This window comes from Pseudomonas sp. NPDC089396 (genome assembly GCF_044749545.1).
In the GTDB taxonomy this organism is placed as follows: domain Bacteria; phylum Pseudomonadota; class Gammaproteobacteria; order Pseudomonadales; family Pseudomonadaceae; genus Aquipseudomonas.
On record NZ_JBIVIC010000013.1, the window covers coordinates 125,501 to 150,300 of the forward strand.

The 24,800-nt window shown below is 59.7% G+C and carries 27 protein-coding genes and 1 pseudogene; 25 read left to right on the forward strand and 3 right to left on the reverse strand.

The features are described 5' to 3' along the window. Positions 1-4 precede the first annotated feature (4 nt). The 22 genes from ACIPZB_RS21920 (at position 5) to ACIPZB_RS22025 (ending at position 20,003) form a co-directional block, all read left to right on the forward strand. Positions 5-1,426: a DUF4055 domain-containing protein gene (locus ACIPZB_RS21920; RefSeq protein ID WP_400642609.1), complete on the forward strand. Its 1,422-nt coding sequence runs from the start codon at positions 5-7 to the stop codon at positions 1,424-1,426. Next, positions 1,416-2,465, forward strand: coding sequence for a minor capsid protein (locus ACIPZB_RS21925; protein WP_400642610.1), 1,050 nt, complete (start codon positions 1,416-1,418; stop codon positions 2,463-2,465). Before ACIPZB_RS21920 ends, ACIPZB_RS21925 begins: the two co-directional genes overlap by 11 nt. 25 nt (positions 2,466-2,490) lie before the next feature. Further along, positions 2,491-2,805: a hypothetical protein gene (locus ACIPZB_RS21930; RefSeq protein WP_400642611.1), complete on the forward strand. Its 315-nt coding sequence runs from the start codon at positions 2,491-2,493 to the stop codon at positions 2,803-2,805. A gap of 85 nt (positions 2,806-2,890) precedes the next feature. Further along, positions 2,891-3,601, forward strand: a complete 711-nt coding sequence (locus ACIPZB_RS21935) for a hypothetical protein (protein WP_400642612.1) — start codon at positions 2,891-2,893, stop codon at positions 3,599-3,601. Between the two features lie 12 nt (positions 3,602-3,613). After that, positions 3,614-4,591: a major capsid protein gene (locus ACIPZB_RS21940; RefSeq protein ID WP_144000257.1), complete on the forward strand. Its 978-nt coding sequence runs from the start codon at positions 3,614-3,616 to the stop codon at positions 4,589-4,591. 47 nt (positions 4,592-4,638) lie between these two features. Further along, on the forward strand, positions 4,639-5,220 hold the full coding sequence (locus ACIPZB_RS21945) for a hypothetical protein (RefSeq protein ID WP_400642613.1): 582 nt from the start codon (positions 4,639-4,641) through the stop codon (positions 5,218-5,220). 39 nt (positions 5,221-5,259) lie between these two features. Continuing rightward, positions 5,260-5,652 carry a protein singed gene (locus ACIPZB_RS21950; RefSeq protein WP_400642614.1) on the forward strand — a complete coding sequence of 131 codons (393 nt, stop codon included), beginning with the start codon at positions 5,260-5,262 and terminating at the stop codon, positions 5,650-5,652. Between the two features lie 2 nt (positions 5,653-5,654). Then, positions 5,655-6,035, forward strand: a complete 381-nt coding sequence (locus ACIPZB_RS21955) for a glutamate 5-kinase (protein ID WP_400642615.1) — start codon at positions 5,655-5,657, stop codon at positions 6,033-6,035. A 3-nt stretch (positions 6,036-6,038) separates the two neighbouring features. After that, the gene (locus ACIPZB_RS21960; RefSeq protein ID WP_400642616.1) at positions 6,039-6,467 is read left to right on the forward strand and encodes an HK97 gp10 family phage protein; all 429 of its coding nucleotides are present in this window, start codon (positions 6,039-6,041) and stop codon (positions 6,465-6,467) included. Continuing rightward, positions 6,464-6,868 carry a phage tail terminator-like protein gene (locus tag ACIPZB_RS21965; RefSeq protein WP_400642617.1) on the forward strand — a complete coding sequence of 135 codons (405 nt, stop codon included), beginning with the start codon at positions 6,464-6,466 and terminating at the stop codon, positions 6,866-6,868. The genes ACIPZB_RS21960 and ACIPZB_RS21965 overlap by 4 nt, the downstream gene beginning before the upstream one ends. Before the next feature lie 59 nt (positions 6,869-6,927). Then, the gene (locus ACIPZB_RS21970; protein ID WP_400642618.1) at positions 6,928-8,097 is read left to right on the forward strand and encodes a phage tail tube protein; all 1,170 of its coding nucleotides are present in this window, start codon (positions 6,928-6,930) and stop codon (positions 8,095-8,097) included. A 57-nt stretch (positions 8,098-8,154) separates the two neighbouring features. Continuing rightward, on the forward strand, positions 8,155-8,640 hold the full coding sequence (locus ACIPZB_RS21975) for a hypothetical protein (protein WP_400642619.1): 486 nt from the start codon (positions 8,155-8,157) through the stop codon (positions 8,638-8,640). Positions 8,641-8,747: 107 nt separating this feature from the next. Continuing rightward, positions 8,748-8,993, forward strand: a complete 246-nt coding sequence (locus tag ACIPZB_RS21980) for a hypothetical protein (protein WP_400642620.1) — start codon at positions 8,748-8,750, stop codon at positions 8,991-8,993. Positions 8,994-9,060: 67 nt separating this feature from the next. Next, a complete protein-coding gene (locus ACIPZB_RS21985) occupies positions 9,061-9,651 on the forward strand; it encodes a hypothetical protein (RefSeq protein WP_400642621.1) in 591 nt (196 codons plus the stop codon). A gap of 55 nt (positions 9,652-9,706) precedes the next feature. Beyond that, complete coding sequence (locus tag ACIPZB_RS21990; protein ID WP_400642622.1) at positions 9,707-12,625, forward strand: phage tail length tape measure family protein; 2,919 nt, start codon at positions 9,707-9,709, stop codon at positions 12,623-12,625. A gap of 11 nt (positions 12,626-12,636) precedes the next feature. Next, positions 12,637-12,783 carry a hypothetical protein gene (locus ACIPZB_RS21995; protein WP_400642623.1) on the forward strand — a complete coding sequence of 49 codons (147 nt, stop codon included), beginning with the start codon at positions 12,637-12,639 and terminating at the stop codon, positions 12,781-12,783. Between the two features lie 30 nt (positions 12,784-12,813). Next, entirely contained in the window at positions 12,814-13,284 is a 471-nt protein-coding gene (locus ACIPZB_RS22000; RefSeq protein ID WP_400642624.1) for a transposase, read from the forward strand. After that, complete coding sequence (locus ACIPZB_RS22005) at positions 13,281-13,760, forward strand: DUF1833 family protein (protein ID WP_400642625.1); 480 nt, start codon at positions 13,281-13,283, stop codon at positions 13,758-13,760. Before ACIPZB_RS22000 ends, ACIPZB_RS22005 begins: the two co-directional genes overlap by 4 nt. Positions 13,761-13,762: 2 nt before the next feature. Continuing rightward, the gene (locus ACIPZB_RS22010; protein WP_400642626.1) at positions 13,763-14,170 is read left to right on the forward strand and encodes a hypothetical protein; all 408 of its coding nucleotides are present in this window, start codon (positions 13,763-13,765) and stop codon (positions 14,168-14,170) included. Beyond that, positions 14,136-17,669: a host specificity factor TipJ family phage tail protein gene (locus ACIPZB_RS22015; protein WP_400642627.1), complete on the forward strand. Its 3,534-nt coding sequence runs from the start codon at positions 14,136-14,138 to the stop codon at positions 17,667-17,669. Before ACIPZB_RS22010 ends, ACIPZB_RS22015 begins: the two co-directional genes overlap by 35 nt. A gap of 54 nt (positions 17,670-17,723) precedes the next feature. Next, positions 17,724-19,256, forward strand: coding sequence for a hypothetical protein (locus ACIPZB_RS22020; protein WP_400642628.1), 1,533 nt, complete (start codon positions 17,724-17,726; stop codon positions 19,254-19,256). Positions 19,257-19,265: 9 nt separating this feature from the next. Further along, entirely contained in the window at positions 19,266-20,003 is a 738-nt protein-coding gene (locus ACIPZB_RS22025; RefSeq protein ID WP_400642629.1) for a hypothetical protein, read from the forward strand. 135 nt (positions 20,004-20,138) lie between these two features. Here ACIPZB_RS22025 and ACIPZB_RS22030 read toward each other — a convergent pair whose 3' ends face one another. Continuing rightward, positions 20,139-21,611, reverse strand: a complete 1,473-nt coding sequence (locus ACIPZB_RS22030; RefSeq protein ID WP_400642630.1) for a tetratricopeptide repeat protein — start codon at positions 21,609-21,611, stop codon at positions 20,139-20,141. Positions 21,612-21,870: 259 nt separating this feature from the next. On the opposite strand from ACIPZB_RS22030, the gene ACIPZB_RS22035 reads away from it, so the two are divergent. Both ACIPZB_RS22035 and ACIPZB_RS22040 read left to right on the forward strand, forming a co-directional pair. Continuing rightward, positions 21,871-22,497, forward strand: a complete 627-nt coding sequence (locus tag ACIPZB_RS22035; protein ID WP_400642631.1) for a glycoside hydrolase family 19 protein — start codon at positions 21,871-21,873, stop codon at positions 22,495-22,497. Further along, positions 22,494-23,015, forward strand: coding sequence for a DUF2514 domain-containing protein (locus ACIPZB_RS22040; protein ID WP_400642632.1), 522 nt, complete (start codon positions 22,494-22,496; stop codon positions 23,013-23,015). Before ACIPZB_RS22035 ends, ACIPZB_RS22040 begins: the two co-directional genes overlap by 4 nt. 471 nt (positions 23,016-23,486) lie before the next feature. On the opposite strand, the pseudogene ACIPZB_RS22045 reads toward ACIPZB_RS22040, so the two are convergent. Beyond that, positions 23,487-23,636: pseudogene (locus ACIPZB_RS22045) on the reverse strand (IS3 family transposase); the annotation flags it as partial. Positions 23,637-23,639: 3 nt separating this feature from the next. Then, positions 23,640-23,819 carry a hypothetical protein gene (locus ACIPZB_RS22050; RefSeq protein WP_400642633.1) on the reverse strand — a complete coding sequence of 60 codons (180 nt, stop codon included), beginning with the start codon at positions 23,817-23,819 and terminating at the stop codon, positions 23,640-23,642. 859 nt (positions 23,820-24,678) lie between these two features. Between ACIPZB_RS22050 and ACIPZB_RS22055 the strand changes: the two genes are divergently transcribed. Continuing rightward, positions 24,679-24,800, forward strand: a 122-nt coding sequence (locus ACIPZB_RS22055) for a transposase (RefSeq protein WP_400639370.1), incomplete at its 3' end; no start/stop codon positions are given.

Consider the following 24,800-nt stretch of genomic DNA (forward strand, 5'->3'; position numbering starts at 1 on the left):
ACCCATGCCGAATTTCACTCCCCGGGCAGAGTACTCGGAGGCCTTGCCCGGCTGGCAGCTAGTCAAGCGCTGCGTGGCGGGCGCCCGCGAGGTGCGCAAGCACGATCTCTACCTGCCGATGCCAGACCCTGAGAACAAGTCCCCGGAGAACCTGGCGCGGTACAAGCAGTACAAGAAGCGGGCAATGTTCCTGAACATCACCGGGCGCACGCGCACCGGCCTGTTGGGCGCGGTGTTCCGCAAGACGGCCGAGTTGGACCTGCCCGCCGGCGTTGAATACCTGAAGGAGAACGCCAGCGGCGACGGCACGAGCCTGGAGCAGCTTTCGAAGAATGCCGTAGGGGAATGCCTGGATGCTGGCCGTGGCGGCTTCTTGGTGGACTTCCCGGCCGTTGAAGGCGTGTCCTCGATGGCGGACATGCAGGGCCGCAGCGCGCTGATCCACCACTACGGCGCCGAGTCGATCATCGACTGGGACGAGCAGGTAGTCGATGGCGTGAAGCGCCTGGTGTACGTCTGCCTTGATGAGTGCGTCTCGGAGTTCAACCCGGACACCCTGGAACGGACCACTGACACCCAGTATCGGGTACTGCTGCTGGTCGGTGGCAGCTATCTGCAGCGTGTTTACGGCAAGGACGGCAACACATTCACAGAGGTCCAGCCGCTCGACAAGAACGGCCGGCCATTCGATCACATTCTGTTCAGCTTCTACGGCTCCCAGAACAACGACGCCAGCGTCGACAAGTCGCCACTAGAAGACCTGGCCGACGTGAACATCTTGCACTACGGCAACAGCGCAACAGTGGAGGAGAGCGGTTTCATCAGCAGCCAGCCTACGCTGTTCATCACAACCGACATCAGCGCAGACGAGTTCGCCAAGGTGAACCCGAACGGCATGCATATCGGCTCGACCCGCGGCTACAACCTGGGCAAGAGCGGCACTGCCACCCTGGTCCAGGCAACGGAAAGCCAACTGGCCCGCACGCTGCTGAAGGACAAGGAAGAGCAGATGCTGATGATCGGGGCTCGCATCGTCCAGAAGGCGGGTGGCGCCGAGACGGCTGAGGCGGTGCGCATCCGCTACAGCTCGGACAACAGCGTACTGGGCACCATCGCCGGCAACGTGTCAGAGGCCCTGAAGCGGGCCATCCTCGATGCCGAGCGCTTCATGATGGGCGAGCCGGATGAGGCCGGCACGGTCTTCTGGCTCAACCAATCGTTCTTCGACGAGACGATGACCGCTCAGGACATCCTGGCCCAGGTCCAGCTCTGGCAGCAGGGCTTGATTGCGAAGTCCGACCTGCGCACAAACCTGAGGCAAGGTGGTGTGCTTGAGGCTGACCGCACCGACGAGTTGATCGACGAGGAGTTGGCCCAGCAGCCGCCGGTGACCGGCAACGACACCGGAGGCGGCGATGAGCAGTGACGGCTACCTGTCCGACGCAGCGACTCGCCACCAGGTGCACGTCCAGCGCTACGCCGGGGGCAGCCTCAAGCGCCTGGCCAAGTTCATCACGAAGGCCATCAGTACCGCCAAATCTCGCGTATCAGAAGGATTGAGCCGTTACGGCACCCAGCGGTACGAAAGGCAGATCCAGGATCTCCAGGGTGAGCTGGCAGACGTATACGGCGAGATGAAGCAGCAGGCCGTGCTCGACCTGACCGAGTTCGGCGGTTACGAGGCCGAGTTCAACATGACCCTGCTGGGCAAGGTCGTGAAGACCGTCGTGCAGCTGAACAGGCCCAGCATCGAGCAGGTGGCTGCGGCGGCTCTGGCCGATCCGCTCGATCTTGAGGTCGGCAAGGGCCGCCAGCGCATCAGCATCAACGGCGCGCTAGACCAGTACGGCACCAAGAAGAGCGCCGAGATCATCAGCGAGATTCGCATGGGATCGGCACTGGGCGAGACGACAGGTCAGATCACCCGCCGGCTCACCTCGCTTGGCGTGCAACAGCGCGACCAGGCAGGCGCACTGGTTCGAACCATGACCAACCACATCGCCACATCGGCGCGTGCCCAGGTCATGGCCGACAACGACGACATCCTGAAGGGTAAGCGCCGGGTCGCCACGCTGGACGGCAGGACCACGCCGCTTTGCCGGGCGCTGGACGGCACTGTGGTGCCCATGACTGCGCCGTCGCCGCCCTTTCACTGGAACTGCCGCACCACCGAGATACCGGTGCTCAAGGATGAGTTTGCCCGGAATATCCCCGGCTCGACTCGCCCGGCGGTAGGTCCTGACGGTGCCGAGCAGGTTAGCAGCAAGACCACCTATGGCGAATGGCTTGCCCAGCAGCCAGTAGCGTTCCAGAAGGACGTACTAGGGCCCGCGCGCTATGAACTGTTCAGCAAGGGCGAGCTGACCATCGACCGATTCGTCGATGACGACGGCCGAGCCCTGACCATCAAGGAGCTGCGCGAGCGTGAGCCGATGGCTTTCGAGCGTACTGGATTGGTACCTTAAGGGGTCAGTTAGCTATGGATGGATGATGATGTTTAAAGATTTGACTGGTCACGAGATTAAGAATGTCAGGAAGCATTTCCGAAAGGCTGTAACGGTCGCTGCAAGCCCCAGAGAAGTTGATGAGCAGCGCCAGGAAATTCATAAGATCACCAGCAAAGCCTTGAAGGCAGGGCGGCTCGAAGATCACAGTCTAAACCGAGCTTTCGAGCAGGTAATTTCGAACAACTGGCTGCACGGACCGATCATGATGCGTCCGATGAAAATCATCATAGCTTTAGAAAGCGCCGACTCCGACGAGGCGCTAGCTGAGCTGCACCTTCAGCTCGACCTAAACCTCTAGCCTCGTAAACCTTCTACAGCCCGCCATTGAGCGGGTTTTTTTATGCCAGCAGGCAGGGCCTGCTCAACGTCTCTGGGAGACAGCAATGACCTTGAAATTCCAATTGGACAGCCTCGAAGGCGTCGAAGAATCGGTAGCAGCCCTGTACGTCGAGAAGGACGGCAAGTTCGTCCTGGGCATCGAGGGCCTGCCGCAGCAGGAAGACGTCACCGGCCTGAAGGCCAAGGTGGAAGAGCTCCTTGGTGAGAAGAAGGCTGCCGAGAAGGCGCGCCGCGAGGCCGAAGACAAGGCTCGCGCCGAGGCCGAAGAGGCAGCCCGCAAGTCCGGCAACGTCGAGGAGCTGGAGAAATCCTGGTCCGAGAAGTACGCCCGCCGAGAGGCGGAGCTGACCGGCCAACTCGAAAGCACCAACAGCACCCTGCAAGGCCAGATCCGGGATCTGACCGTGGGCCGCACCGCGACCGAGATCGCCACCACGCTGGCTGTTCCAGGCAGCGCCAAGGCATTGCTTCCCCACATCGAACGCCGGCTGAGCGTCGAGCATCGCGACGGTAAACCCACCGTTGTCGTGCTGGATGCCGCCGGCAAGCTCTCCGCGGCAACGCTGGACGAGCTGAAAGCAGAATTTACCAACGATCCGGCCTTTGGCCCGCTGATCGCTGGCAGCAAGGCATCAGGCGGCGGGGCCGGTGGTGCTGGAAAGGGCGGCGGGGCCGCAAAAGGAAATATCGGCGGCACCAAAGAGGAACGCACGGCGGCACTTGCCAGCCGGTTCCCAGACCTTCCATTGAAATAAGGAAATACACCCATGTCCCTGTCGCAAATGCAGGTTTTCAACGAATACATCATGCCGGCGACCATCGAGACGCTGGATCAGATGCTCGTTGCCTTCAACGCCGCCAGCCGCGGCGCAATCGTGCTGTCTCCGGACGGCTTCACTGGCGACTTCCTGCAAGAGTCGTTCTTCCAGACCTTGGCCGCTGCTCAGCGCCGTGTTGACCGCTACGCCGCCAACGGCGCCGCGCCGATCACCGACCTGACCGAGCTGAAAAACACCTCGGTGAAAGTTGCTGGTGGCTTCGGCCCGATCCGCTACGAGCCGTCGCAAATGACCTGGCTGGAGCGCCCGACCGCCCAAGGCATCGAGGTAGCGTCCCGCGCGTTCGCCGAGATCCTGCTGAAGGACCAGCTGAACACCGCCATCGCCGCCCTGGTTGCCGCGATCACCGCCCAGGCTGCTGCCGTGAACGATGTGTCGGCCACCGCCGGTATCACCTATGCCGGTCTGAACAACGCCCACGCGAAGTTCGGCGATGCTAGTCAGAACCTGATCACCCAGGTTATGCAAGGCACCACCTACCACAAGCTGATCGGTCAGAACCTGGCCAACCAGCAGCAGCTGTTCCAGGCGGGCAATGTCCGCGTGATCGACATTCTCGGCAAGGTGTCGGTGGTTACCGATGCTCCTGCCCTGATGCAGGCTGGTGTGGATCCTGCGCCGGACAAGGAAATCATCCTGTCCCTGGTCCAGGGTGCGGCTCTGGTGCACGACGGTCGCGACATCATCAGCAACGTCCAGACCACCAACGGCAAGGAGCGGATCGAAACCACGCTGCAGACCGACTACACCTTCGGCCTGGGTCTCAAGGGCTACACCTGGGATGTAACCGCCGGCGGCAAGTCCCCGACCGATGCCGAACTGGCCACCGGTACCAACTGGGACAAGACCGCCACCAGCATCAAGCACACTGCCGGTGTGGCTCTGATCGGTGACGCTTCCAAGTAACCTGATGGTGGGCTGGGCCTACGGCCTGGCCCACTGAGGACGTGAGCATGAGCAAGAACAACATCTGGTACTTGGCCGGGCCGTTCCACCAGTACCAGGAAGATGTGAAGGCCTTGGCCAAAGAGCATGGTCTGGTCATCGTCGACGCCAACGCCGCTACCAATCGCGACGGTGAGGCCAAAGACGTACCAGAGGTCAGCATTCGGCCCGAATTGAAGGCCGTGGCCGTGGTTGTCGAGGCGGGCGGTCTGAGCCAAGACGTGGTCGATGAACTGACGGCTGAGCTGGCTGCCGTTGGCGTGATCGTCGAGTCCTTCGCGGAGCAGGCCCTGGAGCGTCCGCAAGGCGAACTGGGCGAAACCGCAGGCCGCCTGTTCCAGGTGCTGGAAGCGGTCAATGCCGGAATTGCCAGCCTGCAGCGCGAGCGCGACGGCGAAGTCCAGAAGGTAATCGACCAGGAGCAGGAGAAGGCTGAACTGCTCAAGCAGATCGAATCCCTGAAGGGTGCGGCTGCCGATCCTGAGGTCGAGGCGCTGAAAGCTGCGCTGGACAAGGCCGGCGTCACCTACCGCGCCAACGCCTCGAAAGAATCGCTGCAGAAACAGGTCGTCGAGCTCAACCAGCAGTAACACCGGGGCTGCGGCCCCACTCATACAAGCGGAGGCCTGATGGCTACCTACATCAACGTGGCCGACGTGGATAGAATCCTCGGGGCTGACTGGGCGCCGGACGAGGCCAAGGAAGAGGCGGTATTCGAAGCGAACGCCTATTTGACGTCGCTCAACCTAGTCGGCATCGACATGGACGACATCCCGGACGACGTGAAGCAGGCCGGCGCCCGGCTGGCCAAGTGCGCATCCCAAGGAAAGCTGTACGTGCAGCAGACCGAGGGGGCGCTCGAGGCCAAGACGGTCAAGGCCGGCTCGGTTTCGACCAGCAAGAGCTTCGGATCGATCGACAAGACCAGCACGGCAGCCCAACCGGCCTGCGTGCAATTGGCCCTGTCCCTGCTCACGCCCTGGCGTAGCAATCCATTCGCCTTCGCAGTGAAACGGGGGTAGCCATGGGGTTGCGAGATGACATCCAGGTCGATCTGGCCGAGGCCTTCGACGACGATCTGGCTGATGCGGTATCGGCATTCACCGGTACCTACATGGGTCCAGGTGTATGGGATCCGGTAAACGAGACCACCACCGCCCAGCCGGTCACCTACACCGGGCGCGGCGTCCTCGACAGCTACGACAGCCGGCGCATCGACGGGCTGAACATCTTGGTGGGCGACGTGCTGCTGATCTGTCTGGCCAACGAGGTCACGGATCGTCCGGCAGTAGGCCACCAGATCACTGCTCAGGACCTCCTTACCGGCCAGCAGGCTGCCTACCGCATCGTCAGCCCAGGCATAGGCCCGGCCAAGGTGCATTACGAGATCCAGCTGAGGAAGTGACCCATGGCCAAGGGAAGAGGGTGGAGCACGCCACCAAGTGCATTTGCCGGCGTGGTTGAAGATGCGCTGACGCAGCGATCTAGGGCGATAGCCATGGCGATGCTTGGGGAGATCGTTCTGCGGTCACCCGTGGGCAACCCTGATCTCTGGAAGAGCCCACCGCCACCCGGCTACTCGGGAGGAAGATTCAGGGGTAGTCACATCCTCAGCATCGGGACGCCTGTCTACACCCAGACGACCAAGATCGACAAGGTAGGATCTGAAACGATCGCAGAAGGGCAGCGTCAGCTTTCCGGTCTTGAGCCTTTCACGGTCATCTACATCCAGACGAACCTGCCCTACGCCGAGAAACTAGAGGACGGCCATTCGACCCAGGCGCCTGGTGGCGTCTATGCGGTTTCGTTCAATGGCGTCTCGCAGGCCTATTCATGACCTTCGAACAAATCCGCGCCATCGTCATTGGACGCATGGCTCAATGGACCGGGATCCCTCCGGACGCAGTGGATTACCCAAACCCACCAAAGCCGTTCAATCCGGCAGGCCGGAGCATATGGGCTCGGCTTGCCGACATCCCCGGTCTGAGCAGCACGCTAGAGGTCGGAATCGGCCCCTGCGTGCGCCAGACAGGCATCGTGGTTATCCAGCTGTTCGTGCCGAGCTACAGCGGCACCCTGGCAATCACCAGGGCAGTAGACACGCTGGTCACCCAGTTCCAGTTCTACAGCGCACCAGAAGGGCCCTTCGACTTCTTCGAAGCCTCCCCGCAGGTCGTCGGCGACGACGGCAACAACTGGTACCAAGTCAACGTCCGGGTTCCATACCGGGCCTACTGAGCCCTCAACATCCACCGCCACATGGCGGTTTTTTTACGCCTATCGATAGGAGAAACCGCATGTCGAGCGGAGCCAAGGTCCAGCTGGCCTGGATCAAAGAAGTAACCCCCGGCGTGACGCCGGCCGGCGACTGGAGCGTGCTGACGCGCATCAGCAATGGCTTGATGCCGACCTTTAACTCGGAGGAGAACAACGAGATCGGCTTCACCCGCATGTCGCAGGGCACCGCCCAGACTACTGTGGATGTGGGCGGCGACATCGAGACCAAGTGGCGCTATGGCGCGCTGGACGAGTTCATGGCCTCCTGCTTCGGCAAGGCCTGGGCCAGCAACCAGCTCACCATGGGCGACGACCGCATCACCTTCTCGATCGCCTCCTACGCGACCGACATTGGTGTATCGGCCATCGCCCGCGGCGTGCAAGTCGCCACCATGAACTTCGATTTCCCTGGCGACAACGAGGTCACGGTCACCACGACCATGGCCGCGCGCGCCTGGGATGACAAGGGCGACAACACGTCGTTCATCATCAACGCCCAGCCCGAGACCAGCCAGCGCCGCTTCAGCTTCAAGGACATCAGCGGCCTGAAGATCAACGGCGTCCAGGTGGGCGAAGACAACGCCTGCGTCGACAGCTTCAACCTGCAGTTCGACAACGCCGTGCAAACCCAGCGTTGCATCGGCAACGGAAACCCGTACCCGGGTAACATCATTGCCACCACCTTCACCCCGTCCGGCGCAATCACCATCAGTTGGTCGAAGATGGCCTACCAGCTGTGGAAGGCCCAGAAGACCAACGACGCGATCAGCCTGGAATTCACCATTGGCAATGCCGACGGCGGCTACAAGTTCCTGATCCCCGAGATGGAAGTTACCGCTGACTGGCCTGATGGCGGCTCGACCGACATCATCCAGGTAGAGCTCAACTACACGGCCCGCCGCGTCGCTCCGACCATCACCCGCCTGCCGGCGCCGATCGTTGTGGCCGCCGTGGATGTCACCCCGGCCACCCTGAGCCTGGCCGTTGGCGCGACTGGCGACTTGGAAGTCGTGGTCACCCCGGCCGGTGCCAGCCAGCAAGTCACCTGGACCAGTTCCGCCCCTGCCATCGCCAGTGTGAGCGAGACCGGCCTGGTCAAGGGCCTGACAGTCGGCACCGCCACCATCACCGCGACCAGCGCTGCAGACGGCACCAAGACCGACACCTGCGCTGTCACCGTCACCGCTTAACCCTTTGCCTGGCGCGCCCTGCGGTGCGCGCCGGGCCTTTTACCGCAGAGGAATACCATGGGCATCACCATTGCAAAAAAGCCTCAGCTGGATATCAACGGCGAGCGCTGGGTGCACTTCAAGGTCGGCGCCAATGGCCTGGCCGTGAAGTGCGACAAGGGGCCGGACACTGCCTCGATTCTGGTCGCATCCATCGCCAACCCGATCTACAAGTCTCACCAGGCCGTGATCCGCCGGCACCTCGCCGCGCTGAACCAGCAGGCCGGGGTGGGCACTGCCGGTTTCACCATCGACTCCATCCCCGACGTCGAGCTCGAAACCGACGACGACCTGTTCATCGACCTGGCCGCCAAGCACCTGATCAAGGACTGGCAGGGCATCGACGTCGAAGAGCGCCCGGGCGAGCCCGCCAAGTACACCCCGCAGCTGTGCAAGGCCCTGATCGAGCAGATGCCCAGCATCTACTTCCTGGCCCTGCGTACAGCCTTGGACATTGCCAAGCGCATCGAGGAGCAGGCCCAGGCCACCGCGGAAAAGCAGTAGCGGCATATCGCTGGGGCAGGGACTGGGCCGGGCCGGAGAACGAGAAAAAGCGCTGGAAGCATGAGCGCCTCGGGCTCACCGCCCAGGATCCGCCCGAGATCGACGATGTGGTCGCCGACATCCTTGAGGCCTACGGGCATATCGGTCGGTCACGGCAGTACGTCGGCATGGTCGGTGCACCGGCGCCGATCGCGCCATCAGCGATCACCGAATACCTCGACCGCTACCCCTCGGTGATATGCCGCGAAGAGTTCGACACCGCCATCTTCGCCCTGGACGACGAGTTTCGCCGGCGGTGGGATGAGCAGCAAGAAAAGATAGGAGAGGGCAAGTCAGCCGGAAGAAGCAAGTAGAGCCCCTGCATTCATGACTGCCGCAATTGTTGATGGTAGATTGCCGCCATCAAAAAGGAGGATATGCATGAAGTTCTATCTTGCGGTACCCGTGATCGCCTTTGCTCTAGCAGGATGCATTGAGAAGGAGGCCGGGGACGACGGCTTCGCTAAGGCAGTGTCTGCAGTCAGCGAAGTCAAAATCAATGCAGAGTCGCCAGATATGGCTGTGAAGTCATGGTGGCGTTTGCGTGACGCTGAAATAGCTCTTGATAACGAGTTATGCCAATACGGCTTAAAGAGGGCTAAGAATTACTCTCAGAAGGTATCGGAACTCTCCACCGAGGAAATTTTTACAGGACCTCGATGCCCTAAGAGCGTCATGACGTTCGATAGAAAAATCACGAATGTCGAGGTCCAGTCGGATACCCGGGCGGTAGTAACGGCCCAAATCACGAATACAACGGCTCCAGAAGATGGCGCATCGCTCGACTACGACGATAGAAAAGCCAAAGAGCAGGGAGACCCCTTCCGTTATGTGCTTGAGCGTGAAGGCAAAGAAGGAAAGTGGAAGATTTCCCAAGTCCTGAACATGCCTTCCTACGCTAGGAAATGGGAGGAGGTTTTCAAGCAGCCTGCGCCTTTGAATAATCGTTGGGTGTATGAAAACTACCAGTGATTACTGAAACCCAATGAGCCGCCTCCGGGCGGTTTTTTTATGCCTGGAGAAAGGTATGACGCAGGAATCCCGCCTGGCGGTAACGATCGACTCACGGGGCGCCAGGCGCAATGCGGACGACCTGACCACTTCCCTTGAACGGATGGAGCGCGCCGGGGAGAGCGCAACGTCAACAACTGACGGGTTTTCTTCGAGTCTTGACGAGCAGCGCAAAGAGCTGTCGCAGTTGCTAGGCCAGATCAACCCTACGGTTGCCGCCCTCGGTCGCCTCGACGACATGCAGGAGAAACTGGGCAAGTTCAAAGGCACCAAGTTACTCGATGGCGACACCTTCACCGAGTACAGTCAGCGTATCAACACCATGCGCGACGCCTTGGGCGATACATCCGAGGACATGAACAAGGCCGGTATGTCGGCCAAGGCCTACCAGGCCGCCCTGCGCGGCTTGCCGGCCCAGTTCACCGACATCGCGGTCAGCCTTCAGGGCGGGCAGGCCCCGCTGACGGTGTTCTTGCAACAGGGTGGTCAGCTCAAGGATATGTTCGGCGGGGTTGGCGCTGCGGCCCAGGCCATGGGCGGCTACATCCTTGGTCTAGTCAACCCGTTCACAGTCGCGGCCGCTTCGGCAGCGGCACTCGGCCTGGCCTATTACAAAGGCTCGGAGCAGACCGACGCGCTGCGCGACAGCCTCATTCTGACTGGGAATTTCTCCAAAACCTCTGAAGCGCAGCTTCTTGCTCTGGCAGACTCGGCCGATCAGGTCACCGGCACCTTCGGCCAGGCTGCCGGAGCGCTGGCTCAGCTGACGACCGCTGGCGCTAATACCACAGGCAACTTGAGTCTCATCACTACCACCGCCGTCGAGATGCAGCGGGTGACCGGTAAGGCCGTCGAGGATACGGTGGCCGAGTTCATCAAACTCGGCAAGGATCCGGTAGCTGGCATCGTCGAACTGGACGAGAAGTACCGATTCCTGACGGCGTCGGTGTATGCGCAGATCAAGGCGCTGACAGACCAAGGTAATGCGGTAGCGGCCGCTGACCTGGCCGAGCGCACCTATGCCGAAGCCATGGGACAGCGCACCTCGAAGATCCGTGAGAATCTCGGTTCGATTGAACGTGGCTGGCTCAACATCAAAGACGCGACCAATGAGGTGCTCGACGCATTCGCTAGTATCGGCCGCAAGAGCGTAGAGAGCGAAAACGCTGCTATTACACGTCTACAGCAAGAATTAGCTTACCGAAACAGTATCCTTGATACCGGATCTGAAGATAACAGTACCCGGGAGCGGATTGCAGAGATTCAGCAAGAGCTGAGTAAGCGTCGTGAGATCCTTGAGGTTAGCCAGAAAACACTTGAGGAAGAGGAGAACCGTCGGAGGATTCAGGAAGAGGGACGCAAAGGTCTGCAGGATCTTGATGCCAGCTACAAGAGCGCACTGACTCAGACGCAGCGGCTGAACAAGGACCTGGCCGACCTCGACAAGGCCAGAGCAAAGGCGGTGGCTGCTGGCGTTTTCACGGCTGCCGAGGAAGCGAAGTACGCTCAGTCGCGCAAGAACATCGAAAACGAGATCGCGGACATCAAAGGCCGTGAAGCGAAAAAGGATCGTCCACGGGCAGCTCGTGAAGACAATCGTGGGTTGGCTGAAGCTCAGAACGTTTTCGCTCGCCTGTATGGAAAGTACGACCCGGCGGCCCAGGCCGCCCGGGCTCTGACCAAGGAGCAGGGCCAGCTCGATCTGGCGCTGAGCAAGGGCAAGATCACCCAGGAGGAGTACAGCAAGGCTCTGGCGCAGGCCTCGATAAACTACGCGGCCGCGCTGAAGGGCGCCCAAGGTCTGACCGCCGTTGAGCAGTACCGCGCCCAGTTGCAACGCCAGTTGGTGAACGAGCAGGCTCAGTACCAGCTTGATGCCGCGAGCGTTGGCATGGGAGACCTGCAGACCTCGCGCATGCAGCAGCGGCTGAACTTGGAGATGCAGACCAACGACCGCCTGCTGCAACTGCAGACCGAACTGGCCAATGCCACGGACGAGAAGCAGCGACAGGCTCTCCAAGGCCAGATCGACGCCATCAACGAGTTTCTGCCCCAGCAGCTTGCAGCAATGCAGGCCGGCTGGGCGCAGATCGACCAGGCCATGCTCAACCCGATCAACGGGTGGACGGCAGCAGTGCAGAACTTCGGCAACCAGGCGCGCGACATTGCTGGGCAGACCGAGTACATCTTCTCCAGCGCGTTCAACAACATCTCGACCGATATCACCGATGCGATCATGGATGGCCAGCTCTCGTTCAGCACGCTGGGCGACATTGCCAGCAACGTAGTACGCGAGATAATCACGGGCTTCGTGAAGATGGGCGTGCAGATGGCGCTGAATGCGGCGCTGAACGCCACCCTGGGTACGGCAGCGGCAGGTCAGAGCATGATCCTGGCTGGCACCACCGCCACGGCCTGGGCGCCGGCTGCGGCTATGGCATCCCTGGCAACCCTAGGCGCCAACTCCGTGCCTGCGGCGGCGGCGTTGACTTCGACCACGGCCTTGGCCACCAGCCTGGCCGTGATTCCCGGCTTCGCCACCGGCGGCTATGTGTCCGGTGCCGGTACCGGTACTTCGGACAGCATCATGGCCAGGCTGAGCGACGGCGAATTCGTCGTAAATGCCGCGGCCACCAAGCGCAACCGGGCGTTGCTGGAGGTGATCAACTCGAATGAGCGGGTATCGGTGGCAGGCGGATCGAGCGGAGCTGTTTCGACTTCGCCCAGCAGCAGCCCGGCAGTAGTTGCTGCGGCGCCCCAGCCGAACGTAACGGTGAATCTGATCGAGGACCGGTCGCGTGCTGGAACAGTCGACCAGCGCACTGGCGACGACGGTCAGCTCGAGATAGATGCTTTCGTGGCTGATATCTGGGGCGGTGGGGAGCGGGCCCAAGCTCTTGAAGCGGCATACGGGATTTCTCGAAATCCAACCTAAATGGGCGACCTATGAGCACCAGCAAAACCGGTACAGATGAGGCTCAGGAGACCGGCATCGAGCCAGAAACACCAGTGCCCATCGATGAGAAAGAACTTCTCCTGCAAAGACGGCTTGCTCGTATCGAGGAGGCGCTGGGCCTCAGCCCTTTCACCTAACCCCAACAGCGCATCAGCTGAGGAATGGCAATGATTCAATACCCGGCAGAATTGCCACTTCCTCTGCAAGAGGGGTATGGCCTGAGCACGGTGGATCCGATGCGGGCTACGCCGATGGTTACCGGCCGAAGGCGGTACCGCATCGAGCGCAAGTGCACCCCAACCTCGGCGACATTCAACTTCAACTTCAGCGAGAAAGAGGCTGCCCTCTTCGAGGGATGGTATGAGTGGGCCCTCAACAGTGGCTTTGAGTGGTTCGAAATGCCACTTCAGACGCCACTTGGCCTGCAAATCCACCAGGTGCACTTCAAGAAGATGTACACCGGTGGCGAGTTGGTGCAGATCAAGCGCTGGCGATTCTCGGCGGAACTGGAGTTCAAAAAGCGGCCAATTTACACCGAGGACCAGTACCTCGGTGCCGCGCTGGGCATGCCGCTCAACCAGTTCAACGCGAAGCTGTCCGATCACCTGGACAAGTGGTACACGAGGTACTTCGGATGAGCCTGATCGAAGAGTGCTACGCCTCGGGGCGTGGGGAACTGGTCGACACGATCGAGGCGCGGGAGGAGGGCGGAACCGTCTCCCACCTCTACTGCTCTGGTTGGGAAGACCGGATCTGCACCACGGAGGATGGGCGCACGCTTACCTTCATCGCGATGGCCATGGACCTGGCGTTGCCTAAGAACGACAACAGCGCGTTCCAGAACCTGGTGCTGGGATTGGACAACGTCAGCGGCGAAGTTCAGGAGGTGGTGGAGGGGGCCAAGGCGGACGACAAGCGTTTCATCATCACCTTCCGGCGCTACCTGGCCGAGGACCTGTCGTTCCCGCAAGAGCGGTACCGCATGACGCTACTGAGCCGGGAGTATGAGGACGACGTGGCCAAGCTCACCGCCGGCTTCTTTGACCTGCTCAATACCAATGGTCTGCGCACCGTGCTGACCACCAATCTGGCACCTGGCCTGAAGTACATCTGACCATGATTGATAAATTCATGCGCGCCCCGTATCGCGAGGGTGCACGGGGGCCTATTGCCTTCGATTGCTGGGGACTGTGCATCGCAGTGCGCCACAAGGTGTTCGGCTTGCCACTACTGCCCAGCCTGGGCGCTGTGGGCAAGAACAAGCTCAAGGCCAACACCACGGCCTACCACGATCTTCGCCAGGGCATGGAGGAGTGCTCCCCGGAACCCGGGGCCATTGCCGCCGTGCTCCGCGGCGCGCTGTGCCTGCACGTCGGCGTGGTGGTGGAAAGCGAAGGCCGGCTGAAGGTGCTGGACACAAACCCCGGTGGCGCATGCCTCCGGACAACTGGCGAGTTCGAAGCCGCTAACCCAAAGGTGGTGTATTACCGTGACCGTCGAGTTCTATCCGAACAAGCTGTCTGACACAGCGCCCCTGGGCACCTGGAAGACCGATCGCCGCATGACCATCGAGGAGTGGCTGAAGTCCCAGGCCCCGTCCTACGAGCGCCGCGAAAGCCCTCCCATCAGCATTGTCCTCAATGATGAGGTGATCGAGCAGCAGGACTGGCACAAGGTCACATTCAAGCCTTCTCACCTGCTCCAGATCTACCGCGAGCCGAAAGGAACCGACCCGTTCTCCATTACCTTCGCTCTGTTCAAGGGCGTCAAGGCGGTGGCCAAGGCGATCATGCCGAAGATGCCGGGTATGCCCTCCAGCGCCGGCACCCAGCAGGGCGACCCCCTGACGGAAGCCAGCGCCAAGGGTAACAAGGTCAAGTTGGGCGAACCGGTGCGGCAGATCGCCGGCCACCAGCGGGTGTACCCGGCCTACCTGTGCCAGCCTCGGCGCCGATTCCTTGCCCCCCGCGACCAGCGCGTGCAGATGATCCTGTACTTTGGCGAGGGCGAGTACGACATACCCCTGTCGACTGTGCGTGTCGGCGAAACGCCGCTGATCTCCCTCGGCTCGGACGCGACCTTCACCATTTACCCGCCTGGAGCTGATCTCTCAGCAGATCCGGCGCATATCAACTGGTTCAACGTTCCCGAGGTTGGCGCAAGCTCAAGCGGATCTGCCGGCCTCGAGCTGACTACGGCCACAGAGCTGACCAAGTCTTCAACTGCTTCAGCCTATCTGTTCGATGGGAACACGATCTCTATTCCCCTGGGGGCTGGCACCTTTCCGGCAGACTGGGAAGCCGGCCTCATAATTCGGGTTCTGTCGCCATACGAATACACGGTTGTGGATGGCGGTGCGGGTCGCGACATTATCCGCGGCCCGCTGGAGATGCTGAATCCAGTTACGGCCATGCAGATCGAGGTTCAAGGCGCGAACTCCGGGCTCTATGTGGTCAGCTCGTACACCCCAGCTACGCCCGCTGTCCCGCCGTCTGCCGGTTCTCCGTCGACGGTCCTGGCCTCCAGCACTCCAGCGCGCTACGACTTCAACGTCACGCCCGTGACCTTTTTGGTCGGCGGCGGCTCAATCCTGAATCGCGTGGTGGACACCTACAGCTGGCTCGGCGCATCGCTGCCAACCGTTAACAAGTCCGCAGACATCAACGTGTCGTCTCTCGCGTTGGCTGCGAGCGCATCGGGCTACGCCTATCGGTGCGACACGACCACGAGCGCAACGGGTGGGTATGTTCGCCTGAACCCAACCAGCGGTGCGGGCAGCTCCTATCTGGAACCGGGTACCTACAGGGTCAGCGTTTACGCTTCATCTGCCACCGCCGGAGCCACGCTCCAATGCGGTGTATTCGACGGCACGACCAACGTCACCGGGGCTGCGCAGGCCATCACCACCACGCGGTCTCGCTATGTGTTCACGATAACAGTTGCTACTGCCATGAACGCCTCGTTTGTGGCGTACGTGAACCGAGCGGGGATTGCTGGCAACACCCTAATCATCGACAGCCCCATGATCGAGAAGACGTCGGGAGCAGCTTCGGCCTTTGAAAGAGGCACCAGGTCACTGACCATCAACACGGCCGTGTCTGACCTGATCGGCCTGGTCGCGGCGATCAACACCGCCAAGGGGAGCGCACCGTTCGAAGCCAGGGCATCGGCAGGAAAGGTGTTGATCACGCAAACCGGCACCTACAACGGCCTGGCCTTGATCACCTCAGGTGGGGCTGACTTGCTGGGGGCCAGCCCGGTCAACACTGCCGGCACTGCCACCACCAGCGGAACGCCAGGCCAGTCGGCGGAGATGACACTGAACTACGACGGCGGCCAGCCTGCCTCTGGTTTGGCCATCGGTACAGGCCTGGCAACTATTGGCCCGCGCGGGCTTCGATATCGCATCACCGCCTTCAGCGCATCGCTGATTACAGTCGAGCGCCTAACCTCCAGCGGATCGGTTGATACGGGATGGCCTGGATTCAACAGCATGCAGACCGTGAACGGCCTCATCACGCTGGATGCCTCCAACCTGCAAGGCGGCTACCGTGGCCCGTTTGCCTGCTGCCCAAAGGGCGAAAAGGTCACCGAATTGGAGTGGAGCGTGTTCTTTGCCAGCGGCCTGTGCGGCGTTGGTCGAGAGGGTCAGATCTATCCGATTACCGCTTTCCACACCTTCGAGTATCGGGACATGGATGTGGCCGGCCCGTGGACGGTCATCGACATGCAGCACATCGGCGGATCCCTTGATGCTCAAGGCTTCACCAATCGCATCACGCTGCCATACCCGATGCGCGCGGAAGCCAGAATCAAGAAACGCTGGGTTCAGCTCGGCGGACGGGCCAATGAAGAGGCGAAGGACGATACGACGTGGTACGACCTGCGCGGCCGGATGGAGAATTCTCCAACCAGCTACCCGAACCTCACTGTCATAACCTGCGATATCCGTGGTGGTGACAGACTTTCAGCTCAGTCCGAGAGCCAGATCAGCGGCGAGCCGACAAGGGTCCTTCCGCTCATGGAGGGCGGTACCGGGCCCACCCGAGATATCGTGCCCTGGTGCATCTACCAGCTGAAGCAACGCGGCTACACCGATGATGATCTGGATCTTCCCGAGTGGCATGCCTTCCACGACACGTGTGTGGCCCGCGGCGACACCTACGACGAGACGCTTGAGTCTACGATCACGGTCAAGGACATGGTCAACAATGCACTGGCCTGTGGTTTCGGTGAGCTGGTGACGTTTCGGGGCCTACTTCGCCCGGTTCGTGACAGCCTGCGGGCGGCGTTCGACGTGAGCTACGGTCCGAAAACCCAGACTTACTCGCCGCAGAACATGACCAAGATGCTGAAGATCAGCGGCGCCATGCCGTCGATCAACGACTTCGATGGCGTGGATGTGGAGTATTTCTCTCGCCAGACCTGGGCCTGGGAGACGGTCGAGTGCCGCTGGCCGGGTGACGTGGGCACCAAGGTCGAGAAGGTCAAGATGCCGGGGTTCAGCGACAAGACCCGGGCCTGGCGCTTCGGCATGCGCCGGCGCGGTCACCAGAAGTTTCGGACCGATGTGTACACCTGGGAAACCGAGATGGACGGCAGTAACAGCGGCTACCTGAGCTTGGCAGCCGTTGCGGACGATGCGCCGAAGCGATGCCAGAGCGCGATTCTGCTGGACTTCCGGGTGACCGGATCGGGAACCCTGCTGACCTCGTCGGAGCCGCTGGACTTCAGCGCCGGCGGCGAGCATCTGGTCGGCGTGCGCAAGCTGGATGGCACGCTGTCCGGTCCCTGGACTGCCACGCAGGTGGATCAGTACACGGTGCGGGTGGACGCGCTCGACTTCACGCCAGTGGTCGACGGCCCGCTGGAGCCGCCGCACATCCTGTTCGGCCCGGCCTCTCGCTGGGCTTACCCGGCGCTGATCACCAGCTCAGACCCGGCCAACGGCAACACGGCGTTGAAGGGCATGCCCTACGACGCCCGCGTGTACACCTACGACGACCAGTTCCCGCCGGCCTGAGGCCGAAGAGGATGCCAAGCCCGCCTAGTGCGGGCTTTTTATTGAGGAATCACAATGACCGGCGCAGAGTCTCTGCAGCTCTTCATGGGGCTCGTGGCCAATGGCAATGAGCTCTTCTTGTCCGATGAGGACTATGTCGTCATCAATGGTGTAGCCAAGCCGACACTCAAGAAAATCTACTCTGATTTCCTTGCCAGCAAGGGCGTATACCTGACCATTGCTGATGGCCTGGCAGACACAAGCGGGTCTGGAACCCAGAACAGGTTTTTCACCGTGGCTGGCGTCAACAGCACCTACGAAAGCCGCTACCGTAACGATGCCGGCACTGCGGTGCTGGTCGGAAGTGTTTTGAGCGCAAGCGCTGTAAACGAACTGCTTGCCGTGCTGGAAGAGAAAACCAAGAACCTGCTGAGCAGGAAGATCCCCAACACCGGGCTTTTGGTCATCGACTCCAGGTCTGGCAAGTGCCTTTGGACTGACGGGCAGGGCAAGACTCACAGCATTTCCCACGACACGCTGCAGCAGCTCATCAACGGGGTCGAGCAAATACCGCAAGTGAAAACCAGAATCAAAGGCTTCACCCAAACCTATGGCGGGGCAAATGGCCTGGCCCTGGCAGGGGTTCGGGATGATGGCACGATCGAGGTAGCCAAGCTCAACGTGCTGGACCTTCTGATCGGTGGAAAACCCGTCTCGGCGGGCGCGGGGGTCAACCTCAAAGACACCTACATGCGGGATGGTCAGCTCTTCAAGTACCACGCCAACCCACTCAGCGTGTCAGGCTGGGGCAGCTCCAGCATGGAGCGCATGGCTTCTCAGTTCACCGCCATGGTGGCCGAGCTCGACCCAGACGCCACCTATTACAACGGCGGGAAAGGCGGGGAGAGCTCAACCCATATCGCTGGGCGCCTGGGCTCTATACCGTTCAAGCTCACGGTGGCCGGCGGCAGCATCCCGGCGAGCGGGGGCGTGACGGTCACCGGCAGCAACGTCCTTCCGAGCTCGTCGCTGAAGCCATTCACTGGATGGCTGAATGGGGTGTACGGCACGGTATCGTCGACCGGTTCGGTAATGACCTTCACCCGCAGCGCATCGGGTAGCGCGGTGCCTTCGGCCGGTGAGTACTCGTTTGTTCCAGAGATCGGCCCTCAGCATCGCGGTGACGTCATGCTGCTGTGGATGGGTAAAAACGACCCGGCGCCGTACACCGCCCAGGACATCATCGATCGAACGAACAAGTCATTCGACTGGCTTTCACCCTTCATCAAGCGCTGCCTCGTACTTGGCCACTTCCATGACTCGGACTGGGCCCCCACTGATGCGAGGTCGGTGCTGATCGATGCAGTGAACCAGGCTTACAAGGACCGGTACGGCGACCTGTATATCGACGTCCAGGGTTACATCACGTCACCCCAGGTGTGGATAGACACTGGCATCACACCGACCGCAGACGACCTTGCACAACAGGCGCTCGGCCAGAAACCAGCATCCCTTTCGGTTGACGCCGGTCACCTCAACGATGCCGCGTATCTGGCGCTCAACAAGAACGTTATTCAGCCGCGTATACGCCAGTTCGGCTGGTATTAAGGAGTTTCGATGACTACCACTATCAGGGTTCCCGACCATACCTTCCCTGTGCACATCCCGTTGTTCGATATCCCCAACCTGGCCAACAACAAGGTGTTCTCCATCTTCGGTGGGACCCAGTTCGAAAGCCTGGTCAACCATTCCGGCAACGGCAATGGCGTCGTGGTTGGGCAGCTCAACGTAGAGCCCATGGGGGTTCGGCAGTTCGGCATGGAAAACTACATCAGGTTCTCCAATCTGGGTGCGCTGTCGCCGGCTGGGTTCACCTTGATCGTTGCATTCCGATCTCCGGTTTCGAATCTGGTTTCGGGACTGGTCAACCTCTGGTCGCAATCCACCAAGAACTCAGACTCCTTGCGCCGCCGGATCTTCGTCGACGGCTCCGCAGGTGGTACCGGTCCGCTCCGCGCCTACAGCCTCCCTGCGCCATCCGGGAACGGCGTCAACTGGGAGATCGAGGCGGATAAGCCGTATCTGATCTCCATGGTCCGTGCAGGCAACGGAGCGACGGGGAACCTCCGACTTCATAACGCTGACGGCAGCATCATCACCGGCAACACGTTCGCCACACAGGCGACGCCTATCACCTATGCCGCAGACGTGGCGCTGGAGGTCGGCAACGGTTCGTCCGAAACCTCTGGCGGAAGCCTGCTGCAGGGGGTGGGGCTCTGGAGTGGGGTGATGTCGTCGGCGGCGGTATCAGAAGCCGCAGCAGCCCTGGCTTATGCCTCAGGCGTATTTGACTGAGCGTCGTCGACCCGCGTGCCGGGGGCATTTTGGTACTTGCGCCGAACGATGCGCTACAAGACCTAGGCCGGTACGCCCGGCCAGGTTTAATCTGCTCGGAAAGGTAGCCGCACAATCAAGTGCGGCGGTCAGGCGTTAAGAGAATTTTTTCGAAAAGTCGCCGGTAGCAACCATTTTATTTAGCTCTGCGGAGAAGTGGTCTTTGCTCTTTCCAGGAGTTGAATAAGTAAACGGTTTTGGGGCGTCATTGCCGATTAAGCTTGTTAGCTTAAAGTTGAATGTGTGGTTTTTTATGTAAAATGTTGCGCAGTAAAGGATGCTTTGATCAAGCCACCAGGTTTTGGGGCTTGCAGGGTCGAATGTGTCGAGCATTAGGTGTGACATGGTCTCGGCATATTGTAGTCCGAGGCGAGTGTTATTTATGTATAGGTAGCAACCACTTATAGCGTTCCAGGGGAATTTTCGGAATGCATCAACGTTATAGGTGGCATCTACGCCTGCGTCACTTTCTCCCACATATGATTTGACCGAGTGTAGGTTGCCGGTCACCGCCGCGTCAATATCTCCAATTACCACGCCACATTTGTAGTGGTTCATTATCTGGTGTGCAATAATGAACCTGCTTAGTGCGTAGTAAGTTTTGTTTTCGTGAGTCGGTTTGTTCTCGAATGAGTATTCAATTGGTATTTTTCGATCTTTGCGTAGTTCCCGTACTAATTTCTTTTGCTGTTCAGATACGCTGCTCTCATTTCCAATGATATGGAAGTGCACTGTTAGGTTGTCGTTTGTTTCAAAAAGCGTCCCCAAAAAGCTTGAGGAAAATCTATTGAAATATCCGTCATCGCAACCTATAAGCATAACCAAGTCACGACCCTTTTTTTCGCCTAGTGAAATTTCAGGCTCAGGAACTCTTCTCGGCCGAGAAAGGATTGAGTTCAATGTAATGAATGACTTGGTTGAGTAGCAGCCGTAAGCGCTTTTGAAAAGGAATGGCTTGTTTGCTGCCATCGGGTCTGCAAGGCTCGCTGCCATTTCAAATGTTTTTAAAGCATCTTTTACACTATTTGAATAGAACTGAATTGCGCCAGCGTAAAGCAGGGACCAAGGCTGCTCCCCATGGATTTCTATATTATTGTCGCAGATGGCCTGCAATTCCTTGATGATGCCGTCTCTGAGAGACTTGTCCCTTTCTCTTCGCGCCATTATGAAGTAATGATCAGCAAGAGCTTCAAATGTTTTTGAGTATTCTTCAATGTCATCCTTGTAGTCAAGGTTAAGGATTGCCTTGAAGATGGATAGGGCTTTTTGTTCGCTGCCGGTTCTTAGGTGGCAGGCACCTAAGTGGTATAAGGCTGATATCCACTTGGGGTGCGCTTCGGTGCAGTCTAAAAAATACTGAAGTGCTTCGCTATGCTTTCCCAGTCGGATAAGGGACATTCCATATTGATATTTGGCGGTTGTCCAAGAAGGGTCAAAATTTACGACTTTTTTAAGCGCGTCAGCAGCCTCTATTTTTTTGTTGGCTCGCTTAATTTGCAGGAAGAAGGCGCTGGCATCGCTATTTCTTTCCCGGGCATAAATTATCTGGTTTACCTGTGCTTTAAACATACGTTTACCTTTGCACGTGTCATTGCATATTCCTTGCAGCTTCCATGAATAGTCCAGCTATTGGATCGAATGTTATCGGTTCAATAGACCCTCCATGGTACTCATTTTTTTAGACATGCTAGGCAGAGATTCGTATCAAATTCTTTCCGATGAATCCGGGTTTATCTGAGAAATGGTGTTTATGAGGTGAGCGAGCCTCAATTCAAAGCGACCAAATTCAGCCCTGCTCGTTCTGCATGGGCTTTGAATGGAGATCTTTATGTCACTCAACGAGCAGCAGCTGCTGCAGATCCTTCCCAATGCCCGCCCAGTCGCGGGCATTTTTTTGCCTGCGCTGAACCGGGCCATGGCGCGCCACAAGATCGATAGCCGTATCCGGCAGGCAGCCTTCCTAGCCCAGGTCGGCCATGAATCCGGCCAGCTGCGCAATCTGGTCGAGAACCTGAACTACAGCGCCGATGCGCTGGTGCGCGTGTGGCCAAGCCGGTTCACTGCGCAGTCCAGCGCCGCCTATGCCCGGCAGCCTGCGAAGATCGCCAACAAGGTGTACGGCGGCCGAATGGGCAACGGCCCGGAGGCATCTGGCGATGGCTGGCGGTTCCGTGGGCGCGGGCTGTTGCAGATCACAGGCCGCAGCAACTATCGAGAGGCGGGCGCGGGCCTTGGCCTTCCGCTTGAAGACGAGCCGGAGCTGCTTGAGCAGGCCGAGCACGCCGCCCAGTCCGCCGCCTGGTGGTGGGCGAAGCGTGGGCTGAACGAGTTGGCCGATGCTGGCCGCGTCCAGGAAATCGGCAGTGTCATCAACACAGGCCAGCCTGGCCGTGTCCCGCATGGTGCCACCGAGCGACGGGCGCTGTACGAACTGGCGCTGCGGGTGCTGGTATGAATTCCTGGGTTATGAGGTCAATCCTGCTGTTGGCGCTGCTGGGCTCCTACTGGTTGGCTTACCAGCATGGACGGTCGGTAGAGCGGGCAGAGGCGGGTCAGGTATCGGCGCAACGGGACAGCGGTGACCGGCAGGCCGAAGTGATCGGCGAGCGGGCCGCGCGCCAAGAAGAACAACGACGCGCCGAGGCGCAAGAGGAGGCGAGAGCCCATGCCCAGGAGGAACGAACGACTGCTGACGCTGGTGCTGCTGGCGCCGATGCTGCTGGTCAGCGGATGCGCGACAAGGCCAGCAAGCTCGCCGCCACCGTCAGTTGCCCCAGCACGGATACCGCCGCTATCGCCCGAGGCCAGGCAGCCACCCGCGCCGCCATGGTGCTATCCGACCTGCTCGCACGGGCTGATGAACGAGCGGGAGAGCTGGCGAAAGCTTATGACCGTGCCAGGACCGCAGGCCAACAGTGCGAGCGTGAGTACGATGCGCTGAATCAAGGTCATTCGGTTCATCCCTCTGGCTGAAGGCTAACTAAATGACTGCTTTCGACTCAAAGCGGACGATAACGACAGGCCGCTTTCGGCCATAAGCGGTCAGTCATGACAGATACTGACAGATACAATCTCGCAGTCGCACTTTGCTGCGGCTCCTGATCATCGCCCTGAGTGGGGGGCGGGCGTATTGGGTTCACCCCTTATCCTTCTCAATGCAACACCCAGCGCATGTCATGTCGCAGATAATTTGAGTGCCTGCAACAGACTTACGCGACATCGTAAAGCCGTTACCTTCAGGTACGAATGAGTCGTCGCATAACTTAGGGGTAAAGCGACGACTGTAGATTTGAGCGAAGGACATGTTAGCGATGACGCCGAATTACCCCACGGGGGATGCGGAAAAAACTTGGACTGGTTATGCCGCGAGGCCCAGGCTCTTTCGTTGTATCAGCGAATGTATGAATCCAGGGCCTGAATGAACTGCTCGATGCTCGTTGACTACCAATTGCGAGGATAGAGCAGCTCCGTTTTCAACCGGCCGAAGAAGCCCTTACAAGCCGCGCTGTCTGGCGAGCAGACCTTACGCGACATCGAACGAATCAGCTTCGCATCAGCGATGCGCGATAACCAGCCGGGCCAGCGGTACTGTGCGGATTACTCGTGGTCGAACGCTGAGCTAACAGCGGCAAGGAAGCAGCCCAGAGCGGCGCCATAGCTGGCGAAAGTGAAGGCGGTGTGGTGGTCCGGGTACAAGGTCGCGCAGCTTTGCAGCGCAACGACGGCGAGAAAGGACGCCAAGAAAATCAGCCCTTGATGCCGGTGGATGAAACGCATGGTGTGGTGCTCCGTAGTGTGCTGGATGTTTCAAGTCTGCGCGCTACTTGGAAGGCGCAGAGTTCAAACATCACTGATAGGATTCGGCCAGCGCTTAGGCCCCTTGAAACAGGGCGAGGATGGCTTCGTTGTTGCTGCAATCACTTATCAGTTCGCAGTCGTTGACATAGACCAGCCAGATCACACCGAGTACCTTGTCGTCTGCGTCTCTAAAGCTGTTGGTGAATGGGAGCGCCACTCGAAGAGACAGCAGCAATGGCAGGCATGGAGTCAGCCAGTTGGCGTTGGCAGAAATTGGTCAATTTGGCGTCTGCGCTAACACGCATAGGTATAAAAGGCCTGGATCGTGCGTAGTTGCGCCGCAGGGGTATTGTAAGCCCGGTGTTTGAGTTTGGGTTGGACGTAGATAAACGGAACGAGTATGGGCAATGGCGCCGCATTACCAGCGTGCACGAGTAGCGGCACACGCTGACTTGATGAGAAACGGCACTGAATCAGCTTCATCGGCAGCCACCTCACTCAATGACCAGCCATGAACACAAAACACATGGCCCGTTGAGAGAGTGGACGTCAGAAGCGGATTTGTCGAATCTGCAATCTCGTTCACTTGCATTGGTTCGGCTTACCGGCCGCTTTGGGTCGAAAATGGTCATTTACGACTGGCTGCTATCGATCCGAAGCAGGCACCGCTCCAACGCTCTGTAGTCAGTACCGGCCTCATCGCCGGCAAGCGCGGTTCCCACAGGCATAACGCGCAAGCCTGGGGGCTGGTGCTACTCCTGTGGGAGTCGGCTTGAACTGGCCTAATGATCCCGGACACCTCTTAAGGGCGATATGATTCGCCCAATCAGGAGGTTCCATGCAAGAACGAAAGACCTATACCCGTGAGTTCAAGCAACGTGCTGCAAGCATGGTTCTTGATGACAACTGCTCGATCCCTGACGTCTGCGCATCGATGGATGTCGGCCCAACGGCGCTGCG

Excerpts from the sequence above, each read along its gene's own strand:
- ACIPZB_RS21990 (WP_400642622.1), top strand. The coding sequence starts at position 9,707 with ATGACGCAGGAATCCCGCCTGGCGGTAACGATCGACTCACGGGGCGCC.
- ACIPZB_RS21940 (WP_144000257.1), top strand. The coding sequence starts at position 3,614 with ATGTCCCTGTCGCAAATGCAGGTTTTCAACGAATACATCATGCCGGCG.
- ACIPZB_RS21970 (WP_400642618.1), top strand. The coding sequence starts at position 6,928 with ATGTCGAGCGGAGCCAAGGTCCAGCTGGCCTGGATCAAAGAAGTAACC.
- ACIPZB_RS21925 (WP_400642610.1), top strand. The coding sequence starts at position 1,416 with ATGAGCAGTGACGGCTACCTGTCCGACGCAGCGACTCGCCACCAGGTG.
- ACIPZB_RS22035 (WP_400642631.1), top strand. The coding sequence starts at position 21,871 with ATGTCACTCAACGAGCAGCAGCTGCTGCAGATCCTTCCCAATGCCCGC.
- ACIPZB_RS21930 (WP_400642611.1), top strand. The coding sequence starts at position 2,491 with ATGATGTTTAAAGATTTGACTGGTCACGAGATTAAGAATGTCAGGAAG.
- ACIPZB_RS21985 (WP_400642621.1), top strand. The coding sequence starts at position 9,061 with ATGAAGTTCTATCTTGCGGTACCCGTGATCGCCTTTGCTCTAGCAGGA.
- ACIPZB_RS21945 (WP_400642613.1), top strand. The coding sequence starts at position 4,639 with ATGAGCAAGAACAACATCTGGTACTTGGCCGGGCCGTTCCACCAGTAC.
- ACIPZB_RS22040 (WP_400642632.1), top strand. The coding sequence starts at position 22,494 with ATGAATTCCTGGGTTATGAGGTCAATCCTGCTGTTGGCGCTGCTGGGC.
- ACIPZB_RS21935 (WP_400642612.1), top strand. The coding sequence starts at position 2,891 with ATGACCTTGAAATTCCAATTGGACAGCCTCGAAGGCGTCGAAGAATCG.
- ACIPZB_RS22000 (WP_400642624.1), top strand. The coding sequence starts at position 12,814 with ATGATTCAATACCCGGCAGAATTGCCACTTCCTCTGCAAGAGGGGTAT.
- ACIPZB_RS21965 (WP_400642617.1), top strand. The coding sequence starts at position 6,464 with ATGACCTTCGAACAAATCCGCGCCATCGTCATTGGACGCATGGCTCAA.
- ACIPZB_RS22010 (WP_400642626.1), top strand. The coding sequence starts at position 13,763 with ATGATTGATAAATTCATGCGCGCCCCGTATCGCGAGGGTGCACGGGGG.
- ACIPZB_RS22005 (WP_400642625.1), top strand. The coding sequence starts at position 13,281 with ATGAGCCTGATCGAAGAGTGCTACGCCTCGGGGCGTGGGGAACTGGTC.
- ACIPZB_RS21975 (WP_400642619.1), top strand. The coding sequence starts at position 8,155 with ATGGGCATCACCATTGCAAAAAAGCCTCAGCTGGATATCAACGGCGAG.
- ACIPZB_RS21955 (WP_400642615.1), top strand. The coding sequence starts at position 5,655 with ATGGGGTTGCGAGATGACATCCAGGTCGATCTGGCCGAGGCCTTCGAC.
- ACIPZB_RS22050 (WP_400642633.1), bottom strand. The coding sequence starts at position 23,819 with ATGCGTTTCATCCACCGGCATCAAGGGCTGATTTTCTTGGCGTCCTTT.
- ACIPZB_RS22030 (WP_400642630.1), bottom strand. The coding sequence starts at position 21,611 with ATGTTTAAAGCACAGGTAAACCAGATAATTTATGCCCGGGAAAGAAAT.
- ACIPZB_RS21950 (WP_400642614.1), top strand. The coding sequence starts at position 5,260 with ATGGCTACCTACATCAACGTGGCCGACGTGGATAGAATCCTCGGGGCT.
- ACIPZB_RS22025 (WP_400642629.1), top strand. The coding sequence starts at position 19,266 with ATGACTACCACTATCAGGGTTCCCGACCATACCTTCCCTGTGCACATC.
- ACIPZB_RS21960 (WP_400642616.1), top strand. The coding sequence starts at position 6,039 with ATGGCCAAGGGAAGAGGGTGGAGCACGCCACCAAGTGCATTTGCCGGC.
- ACIPZB_RS22020 (WP_400642628.1), top strand. The coding sequence starts at position 17,724 with ATGACCGGCGCAGAGTCTCTGCAGCTCTTCATGGGGCTCGTGGCCAAT.
- ACIPZB_RS21920 (WP_400642609.1), top strand. The coding sequence starts at position 5 with ATGCCGAATTTCACTCCCCGGGCAGAGTACTCGGAGGCCTTGCCCGGC.
- ACIPZB_RS21995 (WP_400642623.1), top strand. The coding sequence starts at position 12,637 with ATGAGCACCAGCAAAACCGGTACAGATGAGGCTCAGGAGACCGGCATC.